General features: G+C 67.6%; 21 protein-coding genes. 14 read left to right on the forward strand and 7 right to left on the reverse strand.

The window, feature by feature from the left end; genetic code table 11:
- Positions 1-113: 113 nt before the first annotated feature.
- Together AIIKEEIJ_RS05245 and AIIKEEIJ_RS05250 are read left to right on the forward strand one after the other, a co-directional pair.
- On the forward strand, positions 114-353 hold the full coding sequence (locus tag AIIKEEIJ_RS05245; RefSeq protein ID WP_161995098.1) for a hypothetical protein: 240 nt from the start codon (positions 114-116) through the stop codon (positions 351-353).
- Positions 354-570: 217 nt separating this feature from the next.
- Entirely contained in the window at positions 571-831 is a 261-nt protein-coding gene (locus tag AIIKEEIJ_RS05250) for a hypothetical protein (protein ID WP_161995099.1), read from the forward strand.
- Positions 832-892: 61 nt separating this feature from the next.
- Here AIIKEEIJ_RS05250 and gvpO read toward each other — a convergent pair whose 3' ends face one another.
- The 3 genes from gvpO to AIIKEEIJ_RS05265 form a co-directional block, all read right to left on the reverse strand.
- Positions 893-1,252 carry a gas vesicle protein GvpO gene (gvpO, locus tag AIIKEEIJ_RS05255; protein ID WP_161995100.1) on the reverse strand — a complete coding sequence of 120 codons (360 nt, stop codon included), beginning with the start codon at positions 1,250-1,252 and terminating at the stop codon, positions 893-895.
- Positions 1,249-2,163 carry an SRPBCC family protein gene (locus AIIKEEIJ_RS05260; RefSeq protein ID WP_238406210.1) on the reverse strand — a complete coding sequence of 305 codons (915 nt, stop codon included), beginning with the start codon at positions 2,161-2,163 and terminating at the stop codon, positions 1,249-1,251. The genes gvpO and AIIKEEIJ_RS05260 overlap by 4 nt, the downstream gene beginning before the upstream one ends.
- Positions 2,164-2,233: 70 nt before the next feature.
- Positions 2,234-2,626 carry a hypothetical protein gene (locus tag AIIKEEIJ_RS05265; RefSeq protein ID WP_161995101.1) on the reverse strand — a complete coding sequence of 131 codons (393 nt, stop codon included), beginning with the start codon at positions 2,624-2,626 and terminating at the stop codon, positions 2,234-2,236.
- A 575-nt stretch (positions 2,627-3,201) separates the two neighbouring features.
- On the opposite strand from AIIKEEIJ_RS05265, the gene AIIKEEIJ_RS05270 reads away from it, so the two are divergent.
- Complete coding sequence (locus AIIKEEIJ_RS05270; protein ID WP_161995102.1) at positions 3,202-4,233, forward strand: Ppx/GppA phosphatase family protein; 1,032 nt, start codon at positions 3,202-3,204, stop codon at positions 4,231-4,233.
- A gap of 7 nt (positions 4,234-4,240) precedes the next feature.
- On the opposite strand, the gene AIIKEEIJ_RS05275 is transcribed toward AIIKEEIJ_RS05270, so the two are convergent.
- Positions 4,241-4,822, reverse strand: coding sequence for a GNAT family N-acetyltransferase (locus tag AIIKEEIJ_RS05275; RefSeq protein WP_161995103.1), 582 nt, complete (start codon positions 4,820-4,822; stop codon positions 4,241-4,243).
- Between the two features lie 109 nt (positions 4,823-4,931).
- Between AIIKEEIJ_RS05275 and AIIKEEIJ_RS05280 the strand changes: the two genes are divergently transcribed.
- Entirely contained in the window at positions 4,932-5,285 is a 354-nt protein-coding gene (locus tag AIIKEEIJ_RS05280) for a cupin domain-containing protein (protein WP_161995104.1), read from the forward strand.
- A gap of 97 nt (positions 5,286-5,382) precedes the next feature.
- On the opposite strand, the gene AIIKEEIJ_RS05285 is transcribed toward AIIKEEIJ_RS05280, so the two are convergent.
- The 3 genes from AIIKEEIJ_RS05285 to AIIKEEIJ_RS05295 all read right to left on the reverse strand — a co-directional run bounded on the left by AIIKEEIJ_RS05285 (position 5,383) and on the right by AIIKEEIJ_RS05295 (position 6,992).
- Entirely contained in the window at positions 5,383-6,198 is an 816-nt protein-coding gene (locus AIIKEEIJ_RS05285; protein WP_238406211.1) for a hypothetical protein, read from the reverse strand.
- A 168-nt stretch (positions 6,199-6,366) separates the two neighbouring features.
- Positions 6,367-6,858 carry a type II toxin-antitoxin system VapC family toxin gene (locus AIIKEEIJ_RS05290; RefSeq protein WP_338020906.1) on the reverse strand — a complete coding sequence of 164 codons (492 nt, stop codon included), beginning with the start codon at positions 6,856-6,858 and terminating at the stop codon, positions 6,367-6,369.
- Positions 6,744-6,992 (reverse strand): type II toxin-antitoxin system prevent-host-death family antitoxin, encoded by a 249-nt coding sequence (locus AIIKEEIJ_RS05295; protein WP_161995106.1) that lies wholly within the window; start codon positions 6,990-6,992, stop codon positions 6,744-6,746. Before AIIKEEIJ_RS05295 ends, AIIKEEIJ_RS05290 begins: the two co-directional genes overlap by 115 nt.
- 210 nt (positions 6,993-7,202) lie before the next feature.
- Here AIIKEEIJ_RS05295 and AIIKEEIJ_RS05300 point away from each other — a divergent pair, with 210 nt between their 5' ends.
- From AIIKEEIJ_RS05300 to AIIKEEIJ_RS05350, 10 genes are all read left to right on the forward strand, one after another.
- Entirely contained in the window at positions 7,203-8,261 is a 1,059-nt protein-coding gene (locus AIIKEEIJ_RS05300) for a beta-mannosidase (protein WP_161995107.1), read from the forward strand.
- Between the two features lie 356 nt (positions 8,262-8,617).
- Positions 8,618-8,968, forward strand: a complete 351-nt coding sequence (locus tag AIIKEEIJ_RS05305) for an RNHCP domain-containing protein (RefSeq protein ID WP_161995115.1) — start codon at positions 8,618-8,620, stop codon at positions 8,966-8,968.
- 39 nt (positions 8,969-9,007) lie between these two features.
- Positions 9,008-9,448, forward strand: coding sequence for an RNHCP domain-containing protein (locus tag AIIKEEIJ_RS05310; protein ID WP_338020907.1), 441 nt, complete (start codon positions 9,008-9,010; stop codon positions 9,446-9,448).
- Positions 9,449-10,094: 646 nt separating this feature from the next.
- The gene (locus AIIKEEIJ_RS05320; protein WP_161995108.1) at positions 10,095-10,424 is read left to right on the forward strand and encodes a helix-turn-helix transcriptional regulator; all 330 of its coding nucleotides are present in this window, start codon (positions 10,095-10,097) and stop codon (positions 10,422-10,424) included.
- A gap of 2 nt (positions 10,425-10,426) precedes the next feature.
- Positions 10,427-10,795, forward strand: coding sequence for a DUF1048 domain-containing protein (locus AIIKEEIJ_RS05325; protein ID WP_161995109.1), 369 nt, complete (start codon positions 10,427-10,429; stop codon positions 10,793-10,795).
- Positions 10,792-11,586, forward strand: coding sequence for an ATP-binding cassette domain-containing protein (locus AIIKEEIJ_RS05330; protein ID WP_161995110.1), 795 nt, complete (start codon positions 10,792-10,794; stop codon positions 11,584-11,586). The genes AIIKEEIJ_RS05325 and AIIKEEIJ_RS05330 overlap by 4 nt, the downstream gene beginning before the upstream one ends.
- Positions 11,583-12,356 carry an ABC transporter permease gene (locus AIIKEEIJ_RS05335; protein WP_161995111.1) on the forward strand — a complete coding sequence of 258 codons (774 nt, stop codon included), beginning with the start codon at positions 11,583-11,585 and terminating at the stop codon, positions 12,354-12,356. The genes AIIKEEIJ_RS05330 and AIIKEEIJ_RS05335 overlap by 4 nt, the downstream gene beginning before the upstream one ends.
- Positions 12,357-12,583: 227 nt before the next feature.
- Positions 12,584-13,207, forward strand: coding sequence for a GyrI-like domain-containing protein (locus AIIKEEIJ_RS05340; protein ID WP_161995112.1), 624 nt, complete (start codon positions 12,584-12,586; stop codon positions 13,205-13,207).
- A 207-nt stretch (positions 13,208-13,414) separates the two neighbouring features.
- Complete coding sequence (locus AIIKEEIJ_RS05345; protein WP_161995116.1) at positions 13,415-13,981, forward strand: dihydrofolate reductase family protein; 567 nt, start codon at positions 13,415-13,417, stop codon at positions 13,979-13,981.
- A 29-nt stretch (positions 13,982-14,010) separates the two neighbouring features.
- Entirely contained in the window at positions 14,011-14,160 is a 150-nt protein-coding gene (locus AIIKEEIJ_RS05350; RefSeq protein WP_155951806.1) for a hypothetical protein, read from the forward strand.
- The last annotated feature ends 149 nt before the right edge of the window (positions 14,161-14,309 follow it).

Here is a 14,309-nt window from a genome sequence, read left to right on the forward strand (position 1 = left end):
TCTCTCGAAGAATCACGCGGTGACCGTCTTTCGTCCGGTTACGACACGCCGGTCATCGGATCCGATCCGGCTCGTACACCATCCTGATGGACGCAACCACAAGGAGCGAGGTCATGACCGGCCGCCCGCGGCGTCGCCCCCGTCGACGTCCAGATGTGGAGATCCTCGCTCCTGGTTTCGACACCGGTGAGTTCGAAGCCCTGCTGCGGCAGGCGTTGCGCCGGGCTTGGGCGGAGGGCTACCACGCCTCGAATGTCGATGCCTGCTTCAATGCCGAGTTCGGAGCCGATCGGCGCAGCGTCAACCCCTACGACGAACCCTCCGACCGGCCGGATCAGCGCGATACCGGGTAGCAGGCACCGGTGCAGGCCGGACTGAACGGGGGTCCGGGCCGCTCAACCGGAGGAACCCTTCTGCGCCGATCCGCATCCTGTGCCCCGGGAGCGATGTGCGCGATACTGAAAGTCCCCGACACCCCTGGGCTCGATTGGGCTCCGAGGTGTGAAGGGTGGACGCCCGGGTGTGGCCATGCTCCGATGCTGGTTCCCGGCAGAACGATGGGAGGCGGTGGTGGGCGAACGTACCGAGGAGCACCGCCGGGCCCGCCGGGCCGCGGCGATGCTGCTGCACCCCGACCGCGGTGGCGATGCGGACACATTCGCCGCTGTACTCGAGGCGATCGACCGTGCGTTCACGACCCAGGACCCGGCGCAGGCGAGTGTTCCGGAGCCGCCGGCTGTGGTGTTCGTGGCCGGACGTGCAGCCCTGTGGCGGCGGCACCTGCAGCGGGTGCGACCTCGACCCCGGCCGACCCGCCACGGCCGGTGGTGACCGTCGCCGCGGCCACCGGTCCACGGCGACGTTCACCACCGGATCCTCCGGGTCCCTGTGCTCACGGAGGCGGCGCGTCGTCCGTCTCCACCGCCCAGCCGGTCTGGGGTTCTCGGCTTCCCCGTCCGTAGCGGCGGGTGCGGCGGTACGACCTCATCGACCCGTCCGGTGCCAGCTCCACCTCGAAGATCGCCAGGATGTCCGCCGAGGAGGGGATACGCCGGTCGTCGATCACCTCGACCTCGATCCGCCAACCGTCGTCGCTCGGGACCACCGAGATGGCCCCTTCGCACGGTTTGCCGGTCAATTCCGCGATGCAGCGGACGGCGATTCCGGCCGCGCCGGCCGCGGACAACGACGCGGTCGGCCGGCGACCGGACCGGGAGGACTCGGGGGGCTTCGGTGTATTGTGCGCGTTCATCTCGTCTCCCGCGTAGCGGTATCGTCTCGGGGCCGGGCGTCCTCGACAACCTCGCTGTGGCGGATCTCGCCGTGCCAGCCGGTGATGTCGTCCGGGTGCAGGACGGCCTCGGTCATCGCGTGCCGTGCGAAGTGCCTGAGTTCCAGCCGCGCTCGACGCCCGACGGCCCGCCACAGGTTCGCCGTCTTCTCGAACAGCCCCCGAGGGTGGTACTCGAGCACCAGGATGATCCGGGTCAGGTTGTCGGCGAGCTTGTGGAAGCTCACCGCCCCGTCGAGGTAGCCCTTTCCACCCGTCGAGCGCCATACGATCCGATCGAACGGAACCTGCTCGAGTATCGTCGACTCCCATGTCCGCCGCGACCAGAAGACCTTCCCGGTCCACTGCAGTTTCTCGTCGCGGACCTGCTCGAACTTCTTTATGAACTCGGGCCAGTCCGCGAACCGGGTCCACAGGTCGTAGGCGAGGCCGATCGGGACACCGACGTCGATCTGCTCGACGATGTTCGTCGACGTGAGCTTCCGGCCGCCGGCGCTCCTGCCCTCACCGCGAAAAGACCCCGTGATGCCGTCGACGGTGTTTGCGGCGGTGTGGGCGAGCTTGCGTCTGCCCGCGTTCGTCGCCGCTGCGACCGGGGACTCGACCCCGGTCAGGGCGCCGAGTAACGTGCCGCCGTTGCCGTCGGCGTAGTCGGACAGCCGGCGGATGATCAAAGTGAGGTGGATCGAAACCGTGTCGGCGGTGAACTCGCCGATCGTGCCGGCCAAACGCGCCACCGAATCTGGCAGGTCCTGGACACAGTACAGATCGGTGCCAGTGACATCGGCGGTGTCGGGGGCCGCCCCGTCCGCATCCTGGTCGGCGGCGCGGTGCTCCGTCTCGGAGCCCGGTGCCGGTGCCTGCATGCTCATCGTGGCCTCCTGCGGCCCGGTCGCGGCCGCGCTGCGGTTTCCGGGGCGGCGCCACAGCCCCCGGGTGTCGTTATTCGTCGAGCGTGATCTGTCCGATGCGGGCCTCGGGCCCGAACAGGCGCCGGGCGTGCGCCTGCGCCGCGGTCCGCACCCGGTCCAGCGGGGCGGTGACGATCACCTTCCCCAGCGGTGGGGTGTCGGACTCGGCGGGATACCTCGAGGTTCGCCAGTCGAGGTTGTCCGCCGGTCGGCGCCGCGCCGGTTCGATCTGCACCACCTCGAGCAGTCCGGGTGTGTGCACCTCTGCGCAGTCGGTGTCCGTGCGCAGCCGATCGACGACGGCCTGCAGGTCGGGGATCGACCAGGCCCACAGGCCTTGCCGCGGTTTGCCGTCACGACGAACAGCAGCGGGTGCAGCCCCACTCGACGAGGTAGCGGCGGTGCGGGAAACGGTCGTCGCCATGGTGAACTCCTGACCGGTCGACACAGCGTGTGTATCGCCGACCAGCCTTCCCGGCACTCCATGATGAGTGTAACGCCGCGCCAGGCGTCTCGGCGTCATCGCCGCGACCGAGCCGTGGGCGCCGAGGCGATATCGTCCGCGGACATGATCTCGAGAAAGTGACATGTTCGACGAGACCAGGAACCGCCGGAGGGCTCAGGATCGAAGCCGGATGCTGCCCGAGAACATCACAAGATCCCCGTCCAACTGAAACACCAGCGCGGACAACGACCTGCGAAGCGAACTTCGGCGGTCGGACGACACGAGGTCGTATCCCAATCGATGCCAGCGTCGACCCACAGGGCTCGGCGGGTAGGGCCCCGATGCCTTAGGAACAGGTTTACTGCCTCGTCCCGTATCCCTGACGGGGCTGAGCTCGGGCGTCCCTCGCGGAGCCCATGTCACGTCGTCGACGCCGGAGTCGATGACCTCATCGACGGTGCTGTGAAGCCCGTAATCAGCACGATCGCCTTCGAATCGCCGGGCCGGAGCACGAGCGGTGGTGGGCGGGCGGCGACCGGAGAATACTCGAAGGTGTGCGGCTCGGAGTCCTGGACATCGGCTCGAACTCGGCGCAACTGCAGATCGTGCAGGCGTTGCCGGGGGCTCCGCCGCTGCCGATCCACGCCGTCAAGACCTCCACGTTGCTGGGGGAGGCGATCGGCGACGACGGCTGCCTGGAGGAGGCCGGTATCGAACGCGTGTGCCAAGCCGTGAGCCGCACGCTCGCGGCGGCACACCGGTACGAGGTGGAACAGCTGTATCCGTTCGTCACGGCGGCGATTCGTGATGCGGCGAACCGGGATGCTGTTCTCGAACAGATCCACACCGAATGCGGGATCCGTCCGCAGTACCTGTCCGGGTTGCAGGAGGCGCGGTTGACCTACATGGCGGTGCACCGCTGGTACGGATGGTCCGCGGGCCGCATCCTCATGCTCGACATCGGTGGCGGGTCGATGGAGATCGCGTTCGGGCGCGACGCCGAACCGGAGTTCGTCCTGTCGCTGCCGCTCGGCGCCGGTCTGCTCACCCGCACCTATCTCCATTCCGATCCGCCGCGCCGGGGTCAGGTCAGGGAGCTGCGTCACTTCGTGCGCGACACGTTGAGCGAGTCGGCGGAGCGGCTGCGCTGGGAGGGGGAGTTCGGGCGGGTGGTGGGCACGTCCAAGACGTTCAAGCAGCTGGCCCGCCTGACGGGCGGAGCGCCTCAGCGACGTGGTCCGTTCGTGCGTCGCATCCTGCGCCGCAGCGACGTGCACCGCTGGGCGGGACGGCTGACGCAGCTGCCGACTCGTGAGCGAGCGAGGCTGCGCGGCATCTCGCCCGCCCGGGCTCGGCAGATCCCCGCCGGTGCGATCGTCGCCGACGAGGCGATGCGCGCGCTGGACGTCGATGTGCTCGACGTGAGTCCGTGGGCGCTGCGTGAGGGCGTGATGCTGCAGCACCTGGCGACGGTGACCGCCCCGGACGTCGCGTTGCCGCTGCAGCCGCTCGTGCCCGCCGAGCCGGAGAAGGCGCATCTGGTGTCGTTGCCGACGGAAGCGTCGAAGCGAACGGGATTCGCGTGACGCGAAGTTACTCGCGCATCATCGCCCACGTGCGTGGCCCGTCGCCGGGCAGATCCACGGCGCCGACGACGTCGAACCCGAGCCTGCGGTAGAACGCGACGTTCCGCTCCGACGACGTCTCGAGATACGCCGGTGCCCCCGCCTCGCGGGCTTCCCGGAGGCCGGGGGCGAGGACCGCGCCGCCCAGGCCCGAGCCCTGCCGGTCCGGATCGACGGCGACGGTCGCGAGGAACCACGCCGGCTCGCTGGGCCGAAGCGGCGCCAGCGCCTCGTCCGCGGCCGTCGCCGCGTCGGCCCGATCGCCGGACAGCTCGGCGACGCGCCCGGCGATGCGTGCGAAAGCCTCTGGAATTCCGGTGGATTCGGGAGTGGTCCACACCGCGACGGCCGTGGCGTCGTCGGTCACCCACACCCGCCCGCAGCGCAGACCGATCTCGGTCAGGTACAACCGCTGCAACTCCTCGACGCGGCGCAGGTGGTCGCGGGCGTCGACGGTGTGGCGGGTGAAGGGATAGTCCGCGAAGGCGCGCGCCAGGGTGCGGGTCGCGCGGTCGACGTCGGTGGGTTCGGCAGGGCGGATCTCGGTCATCGCGCCGAGCGTAGGGGCACGCCCGCGGCGACCGCGAGTTCTTTTCGGCCTCTCGTAGTCGTGCCGCACGGGGCGCTTCTGAGGCTCGAGGCCGCCTAGCATCGCGTCCATGACCGAACCGTGGGACGGCCTGGCCCTCGCGTCGATCGGGCAGCCCGATCGAACGATGACTTTCGCGGGCGGAAGCGTGCGGGTCGTGCTCGATCTGCCCGGGCCTGTCACGGTCGGTCACGGTGTCTATCTCCCGGGCTGGCGGTGGTCCACGCACGTCGGTGCTGTGACGGGCAAGATCTCGCAGCACCACAACGGTTACGTGCTCAGCGGCCGGATGCGGGTACGAAGCCGGGCGGGCGCTGAGATCGAAGCCGGATCCGGGGACGCGTTCGCGGTCGGGCCGGGGCACGACGCGTGGGTGGTCGGGGACGAGCCCTGCACGGCCCTCGACTGGTCGCCGCGAAACTGACCCACCGCGTTGAGTTCGAAATCACTGCCTGAGGGGCAGTCTCGGCGCTGCGCCACCGCAGCTCACCTACCCGACGAGAATGTCGAGACCCCTCTCATCACCTGACCGGCGTGGTGGGACGGATCTCGAACCGCTCGGGGATCCGCAGCCATGCGGTGCTCACCGTCGACCAGTCCCCGACGCCCGGCCACGGTCCGGACTGACTGTGCCGGTAGCCGCCCGCCTCGTACCGGTCGTACGGCACCTCCGACAGCCGCGGATGGGCACACAGCAGGCCGAGCGTCGACAGGTGCACCGCGTCCCACCGCTCGGCGATCGACGGCCAGTCCGGGACGTGCGCGCCGCGGTATTCGATCGGGTGCGCGGCGATCAGCTCGGCCCAGTCGTCGGCGGTGTCGATCCGGACGATCCGCGCGACCTCCGGGTCGAAGTGCACCGTGTAGCGGGCGGGGTCGCTCGCGCTGCGCAGGTTCTCCCCGCTGGCACCCCACGTGTCGGACGCCCCGTCGTCGAGCGGCGTCGCGGTCCAGAACGCGCCGTCGGGCAGCGCCCCGGGCCGCGCGCGGTTGCGCACCCGCGGCACGCTCAATTCGGTGACGGCGCCCTGATGCACCTGCGGGCTGACCAGCGTGTCGCGGCTCGGCGCGCGCAGGGCTGCGCAGATCGCCTCGCTCATCTCACGGACAGCGGGGGAGGCGACATCCAGATCCAGGATCTCGTTGGCGCCGTTCCCGTAGACGTATTCGCGGATGATCCGCAGCGTGTTCTCGACGAAATCCTCGAGCGAGTCGGCCTCGATGAACTCGGTGACGGACAGCTGGGGATCCGCAGTGCGGTAGGCGCGCAGATACCCCTGGACGAGCATGCGGCCCGGCACGGTGTCGAGCAGGTTCGCCGCCACATCGGAACACATGATCGACATGCTGCCGCATCGGTCACGCTGTCGACACGAACTCCGCAATCCACCGACGCCGGTTTCGGTCCTGCCCTCGTCGCCGCGGTACGACGACATGCCTGCGGAGCTTCCGGCCGACTGACCGAGTCCCGGAGATCGCCACCTACATCGATCGCAGGTTGCACTTCAGATGGTGTCGATACCCAGTAGATGTTCGATACCGCGAAGATCGTCCGCGTTTCGGGTGACAAGTCGGGCGTTGTTCGCGTGCGCGGTGGCGGCGATCATCAGATCGAGTGCTCGAGGCTGAGGTTTGCGACCGTACGCGTGCACGGCCGCGGCCAACTGTCCGTAACTTCGAGCGACACTCGCGTCGACGGCGAGTGGTTCGAACGCGCGCTCGATGAAGACCAGCCGTTGCAACCGCTGAGCGCGCTGCTGCGCGGTGGTCGCGACCAGGACTCCGAAGTGCAGTTCCGCCAGACTCACGGCACTGATCGCGACCTCACCGTCGATAGGCGGAACATCCTTCGCGATCAGGATGCTCGTATCGAGTACCGTCCTCACCGCGACGCCCAGGGGTCCGCGATCGGGTCGTCGATGAGGCTGCGATCTGCCTCCCACGTCGGATCGGTGTCGGTCCGAAAGATGTCGGCGACCTCGTCGAAGGAACACCACGTCTTCCGGCCGGCCGGGCCGAGGATCGCGCTCGGCCGGCCGGCGACCGTGATCAGCATCGTCTCTCCCGCTTCGGCGCGTTTGACATAGTCGCTGGCGTGCTGGCGCAGTTCCTTCAACCCCACACTCTCCATGCCCAAGGGTAGCACTAATGCTACTTCCCATAGTGGGGTCGCAGACGTCGAACCTGCCCGCTGCCTTTTCGGCTTCGTGCGTGGGGAGTGCCGCGATTCAGGACTCTGCGCGCCACCGGACGGCTGTCACGGGAAGTCGACCGGTCTTCACGTGCCCTGAACGGAGCGGACGGGCTTCCTGTCGGGTCGGCAAGGGATTACCGTTCGCGCATGCGCGCAGCCGTGGTCGTCGCCTGCTTGATCGCGGCGACCGCGTGCGCGCCACCACTGCCATCCGAGGCGCCGGAGCCGCCGCCGCCGGCGCGCGTCGCCGTCGACCGCCGCGGCCTGACCCTGGACGGAAAACCGTGGTGGCCGGCCGGGCTCAACGCGTACCAGCTCGCCTCCGACTGGGACGTCAACGGCGGCTGCGGCGCGCAGGTGGACCTGGATGCGTACTTCTCGTCCCTGCCCCCGACGTCGCTGACCCGGTTCAACGCCTTCCAGGCGCTCGCGCTGAACCGAGTCACGGGGACGCTGGACTTCTCCGCGATCGACGCCGTGTTCGCCGCGGCGGAACGTAACGGGCAGCTCGTGATGCCGGTGCTGTCCCCGCAGGACGGCGCGTGCGGGAACGAGTTGTACAAGGACCGCGCCTGGTACGAGCACGGCTGGACCACGCGTCGGGCTCCGTACGCGGTGAGCTTCGCGGACTGGGTGCGGATGGCCGTGGACCGATGGCGGGTCTCCCCGGCGCTCGCCGCGTGGGACCTGCTGGGCGAACCCGAGCCGGGTGTGTGCGGCGACGAGGCGTGCAGCCTGCCGCGACGTTCGTGCCCGGCCGATTCGGCGCAGCTGCTGCGATCGTGGACCGACGCGGTCGGGCGCATCGTGCGGGAAACCGATCCGCGGCACCCGATCACCCTCGGCCTGATCGGCGGGGACCAGTGCGGCAGCGCCGGGGACGGCTACGCGCAACTCGCGCAGTCGCCCTACCTGGATGTGCTGCAGTACCACGACTACGACGACGCGGCGTGGCTGCCGGTGCGCCTCGGCCAGGTGACCAAGCCGATCCTGGTGGCCGAACTCGGCATCGAAGCCGGGAGTTGCCTGTCGCTCACCGAGCGTGCCCGCCGGGTGGACGCGGCGCTGACCGGCTACCGCGAAGCCGGTGCCGCCGGTGCGTTGCTGTGGGCGTTCGTGCCCGACCCGCGCGGCGACCAGTGCACCTACGACGTCGGCCCCGGCGATCCGGTGCGCGACGTGCTGGCCCGGCACGGGCGCCGTTGAATTGCGCCGTGTGCTCGGCCGTCGTCCGGCATCGAGTCACCGTTCCTCGACTCGCTCGCACGGACTTGTCCGCCAGGCGGATACGGAAAGGTCCCACGCGTGCACGAAGTAATTCGATTGCGCGTTCTCGTCGTGGTGAATACCGTCTGCTGCATCCGGCGGAGAGCCGGTCGAACTCGGATGGAAGTGGTGAACTATGCCCCGGACAGCCGCCGAGCTCCTTCACGATCTCGTGAAGCGCTCGGACCGGTGATCCGCAACCACCATCGGATCGCCTGTCCGATGTGAGGTCTTCGCGGGATCGACAGTGCCCGGCACACATTGCAGCACAGTTGATCTCACAGAGGAGAACCCGAGTGTTACACAGTGGCACATCCATCTCGCGCCTTTCCACGTTCACATGTATCCGGTGCGGGCTGGCGGTACCTGCCGCGACGCCTGCCGGTGCACCGCGCACGCACTGTCCGAACTGCCTCGCCGGAAAGCACCGACCCGGTCCGGACGCCACGTGCGGAGCACGCACGCAACCGATCTCGATCGCGGTTCTCCGGGGTGGAGAGTGGATGCTCATCCATCGCTGTACCGCCTGCGGTGCCCTCGACGCGTGTCCGGTGGTCGAGGACGACAACCAGTTGCTGTTGATCCGCATCGCGGTGAAACCGTTGGCGCAACCGCCGTTTCCGCTCGAGCATCTTGCGCAACTGTAGGAGCGCTCGGTGTCCCGCAGGAACAATCGAACGGATCGGGTGCAGCGCCCGAAGCCGTCCCATCGCGACGCACCCGCACGGCACGGAACATCGTTCCGCTGCATCGGATGCGGTCTGGATGTGCCGATGCAGGCCTCCGGAACCGCGCACCGTAACCACTGCCCGCACTGCCTGACGAGTAGGCACGTCGATCGTGTGCCCGGCGACCGGGCTGCCGGCTGTGGGGGCCGGATGGAGCCCATCTCGGTGACCGTGCGCGGGGCCGGGGAATGGGTGATCATCCACCGGTGCCGCGCCTGCGGCACGCTCGGTGCCAACCGCTGCGCCGGGGACGACAACCCGCTTGCGCTCCTCCGGATCGTGCTGCGGCCCATATCGGCCTCGAGCGTGCTGCTCGACGGGGAGAGGCCGCCGCCGGAGCGTTCTTCCCTCCCGCTGCGGAAGGTCTTGTCTGTCGGCAGCGAAGGCAGGAGCGACTGAATGTCGTGGGTGCCGTCCGTCCTGCCCGTGGCGGAGCCGGTGGTGGCGTAGGCGAGATCCCCGAACAGCCGGCCGGTCAGTCGTTGCCTGCCGACCGTGGGGCGCCGGCTGTACCAAGTGGCCGTCCAACCGTCACCGCGTAGGAACAGTCGCCATTCCCACCATCGTTCATCTTCGGGAAATGCCGCCGAGGGTGCGGGTTGTCGTAGCGGGACACCGTCGTCGAGTGCTTCGACGTCGACCTCGACGGTGACGATGCTCGGGTCTGCTGCGTCCGGCGGTGTCTCTGCGAACAGCAGCCAGTACCGTCCGATCTCCCCGACTTCAGGTGGCGCAACCTCTCCATCGCAGATCGCCGGTTCTGTCACCAGCACCGGCAGCGTCCGGTGCGGACGGACAGGTGCCCGTGATGTCGGCATGCGGCCAGTGTGCCATCATACCCAGGGCCCTGACCGCAACGAACGAGGCGTTTCGGATCGAACTTCCTGAGCCGCAACAGCTCACTACCCCTCCACGTCGTCCCCAGTGGCACGTTCCGCGTGTCCGGCAGGGTCGAAACATCTCCCACTACTAAGTGTTGCCACCTACCGGTACTCAGTGTTACTTTGTACCGGTAGTCAGCGACACCAGGTACCGGGAGAGAGCGATGGGCAAGCAGGCGACCGAGATGCTCAAGGGAGTCCTCGAGGGCATTGTGCTCGCGATCCTCGCGACACGGCCCGCCTACGGGTACGAGATCACCGCACAGCTACGCGAGCAGGGCTTCACGGACATCGCGGAGGGCACCGTCTACGCCCTACTCGTCCGGGTCGAGCAGCGTGACCTCGTCGACGTGGAAAAGGTTCCATCCGAGAAGGGCCCGCCGCGCAAGGTGTACACCCTCAACGCGCGGGGACGGGACCAACTCAGCGAATTCTGGAAGAACTGGAGCTTCCTCGCAGAACGTATCGAACAGCTGCACGAAGGAGAGAAGTGATCATGGCCGCCAAATGGATCGAATTCCTCACCGGATCACTCGAGCAGAAGAAACAGTTCAAGCGGTACAAGGCCCGGATCGAGAAGCTGCCGGAACCCTACTCGAGCACCGCGAAGGCCTTCCAGCGGTACCTCACCTACTACGGTGGCATCACCGACGGCGGCACCCTCGTGACGATGCTCTGCGACTCTGCCGACTTGTGGGAGCGCGCCGCGGCCGACGGAACTCCGCTCCGGGAGATCGTCGGCGAAGACCCCGTCGAGTTCGCCGAGACGTTCGCGCAGGCCTACACCGGCGCGCAGTGGATCGACAAGGAGCGTGCTCGATTCACCAAGGCGATCGAGGACGCCGAACGCAAGGAGCAGCGATGACCACCGCCATCAGCGTCCAAGGCGTCGAGAAGTCGTACGAGCAGTTGCAGGTGTTGCGCGGCGTCGACTTCGAGGTCGAGGCAGGCACCATCTTCGCGTTGCTCGGCTCGAACGGCGCCGGCAAGACCACGCTCGTGAAGATCCTCGCGACGCTGCTGAAATCGGACGCCGGGCAAGCCGCCGTCGCCGGCTTCGACGTTGTCGAGGACGCCGCCAATGTACGCGAATCGATCAGCCTCACCGGGCAGTTCGCCGCCGTGGACGAGGTCCTCAGCGGCCGGGAAAACCTCGTGCTGATCGCCAAACTGCGCCATCTACCCGATCCGCAGGTGGTGGCCGACCAGCTGCTCGAGCGCTTCTCGCTGACAGCAGCCGGGGACCGAAGGGTGTCGACGTACTCGGGAGGCATGCGCCGGCGCCTCGACATCGCGATGAGCCTCATCGGCAACCCGCCGATCGTGTTCCTCGACGAACCCACCACCGGGCTCGATCCGCAAGCGCGCACGGAGGTGTGGCAAGTCGTTCGGGACCTCACCGCACGCGGCACGACCGTCCTCCTGAGCACGCAGTACCTGGAGGAGGCCGAGCAGCTCGCCGACCGGATCGCGATCCTGCACGAGGGCCGGATCATCGTCGACGGCACCCTCCCCGAACTCGAGCGCCTGCTTCCCCCCTCGAAGGTGGAATACGTCGAGAAGCAGCCCACCCTCGAGGAAGTCTTCCTCAGCATCGTCGGTGGCGGCGCCGACACCGAAAAACCCAGTGCCACAAATGGAAAGGAACCGAAATGACCACCCATGTCGTCGCCGACACCGCGGCCCTCACCGGACGATCCCTGCGCCACATCACCCGCAGCCCCGACACCATCATCACGACCGCGGTCACGCCGGTGGCCATCATGTTGCTGTTCGTCTTCGTCCTCGGCGGCGCCATCGACACCGGCGCCGGAACGGGCACAGCCGCGTACGTGAGCTACCTGCTGCCCGGCATCCTGCTCATCACCGTCGCCTCGGGTGTCGCGTACACCTCGGTGCGACTGTTCAACGACCTGCAGGGCGGCATCGTGGAACGATTCCAGTCGATGCCGATCTCCCGGTCCTCGGTGTTGTGGTCACACGTCCTGACCTCACTGGTCGCCAACCTGACCGCACTGGCCATCGTCGTCGGGTTCGCCGTCCTCATGGGGTTCCGTTCCGGGGCAAACATCCTCGAATGGCTCACGGTCGCCGCAATCCTCACCCTGTTCACGCTGGCGCTGACCTGGCTCGCGGTCATCGCCGGCCTGTCGGCGAGCACCGTCGACGGCGCGGGGGCATTTGCCTACCCGCTCATCTTCCTGCCGTTCGTCAGCTCCGCCTTCGTGCCCACCGAGTCGATGCCGGGCCCGGTGCGGGCATTCGCCGACAACCAGCCCGTGACGTCGATCGTGAACGCGGTCCGTGACCTGCTCACAGGCCAGCCAGTGGCCGGTGACCTGTGGGTGGCCCTCGCCTGGTGCGCCGGCATCCTGGTCGCCTCATACACCGCAGCGGTCATGATCTACCGACGCAGATTCTCCTGACCGTCATCACGCCGGAACAGTTGCAGCACGCCCCCTTGACTCTCTCCACCTGACGCCGCAACTCTCAGACCGCTCGACCAGCCCAGATCGACGCGCGAATCGCCGCGCTGCACGCGGTCGAGAGATCGGATCCGCATCGTCCGCCGCCCGCGCGGGAGGTGTCCTCGTACTCACTCAGCCTCCTCGAGGCGGAAGGACGTGGCTCGCAGCGCGAGTCCAGGTACCCAATGACGGACAAGACTGATTTCAAGAGGACCCTCGACGCCTATCAGGCACGACGGGGCAAGTTCCGCCTGGTCGACGTACCGACGATGCAATACCTCATGATCGATGGTCATGGCGACCCCAATACCTCTCCCGACTTCGACCGGGCAGTCCGCGCTCTGTACCCCGTGGCGTACAAGCTGAAGTTTGCCAGCAAGCGCGATCTGGACCAGGACTACGTTGTTCCGCCACTCGAGGGATTGTGGTGGGCGGACGACATGGATTCGTTTACCGCGGCGCGGGACAAATCACGATGGGACTGGACCATGATGATAATGACGCCGGACTGGATCGACCACGCGATGTTTGCCGCGGCCGTCGAACGCGCCGGAGCCGAGAATCGGCCGCAGGGCCTCGACGACGTCCGCCTCGAGACGCTTCACGAAGGCCGATGCGTGCAGACACTGCCCGTCGGCCCCTTCGGCGACGAAGCTGCCGTACTCGCGCAACTTCACGAAGAGTTCGTCCCGGACAACGAATTGCGCCTGACCGGCAAGCATCACGAGATCTATCTCACCGACTTCCGCAGGACCGCGCCCGACCGACTGCGCACCATACTCCGACAGCCGGTCGCCCCAATCCTCTGACACCGAACGAGAGCCCGATCTCGTCGATTCCGGTCAGCCGGCGCTGCCGCCGGTGCCCACTCCGGCATCGGTCGGCCATGAACCGGAGGCGGCCCTTCCGGCCTGCAAGTGGGAGGGGGCCACCTGACGCTCGTCCGTCCACAACGATTCGGCAATAACTTGTGCGGCGTCGCGATGAGTTTCGCCCTCCGGGGCAGTCTGATCTGCATGGGCAAACTCATCTATGGCTTCAACGTGTCGGTGGACGGGTACATCGCCGATGCACAAGGAAACATCGACTGGACCGATCCGAGCGAAGAACTGCACCAGTACTGGAACGACTTCGAGCGGGAGACCGCCCTGTCGTTCTACGGGCGGCGGCTCTACGAACTGATGTCCGCGTACTGGCCGACTGCCGACAAGGCCCCGGACGCCACCCCTCTGATCGTCGACTTCGCCCGCATCTGGCGCGACATGCCCAAGGTCGTGTTCTCGCACACCCTGGAGTCCGTCGACTGGAACTCCCGCCTGGAACGCGGCGACCCGGTCGAGGTGGTGACGAGGCTGAAAGCCGAAACCGACGGGCCACTGGAGGTGGCGGGCGCGACGCTGGCCGCACCGATCGTGCAGGCCGGACTGGTGGACGAATACCGGATCGTGGTCGCGCCCATCGCCGTGGGCGGCGGCATCCCGTTCTTTCCGACACTGCCGTCATGGATTTCGCTGCGACTGTTGGAGAACCGCACCTTCCCGGGTGGCACGGTCCTGCTGCGCTACGAGGCGAAACACGACTGATCGGCCATACACCTCCAGGCGAGCTGCGGATGCACTACGAGATACACGACTCGAGCGGCACGCAAGTACTGCTGCTGCACGGCAGCCTGTTCGACATCCACCAGCAGTTCGACGAACTGCTGCCCGGGAAACTCACAGAACGACCGATCGACCCACCAACCACCCTGGAGGTCGCCTGAAACTCGCCCATCCACAGGTCTTGACAATATCTCGATCCTAGGAGCGCGCACTGTCGGACTCGGAGAGACCGGAGCGGATTGCGCAAGGCCTACTACGACGCATGGTCCGAGGTCGCATCGGCCAAAGCAATGCGACGACGGTCGCGGCA

Source organism: Rhodococcus sp. YH1 (genome assembly GCF_009939605.1).
Lineage (GTDB): Bacteria > Actinomycetota > Actinomycetes > Mycobacteriales > Mycobacteriaceae > Rhodococcus > Rhodococcus aetherivorans.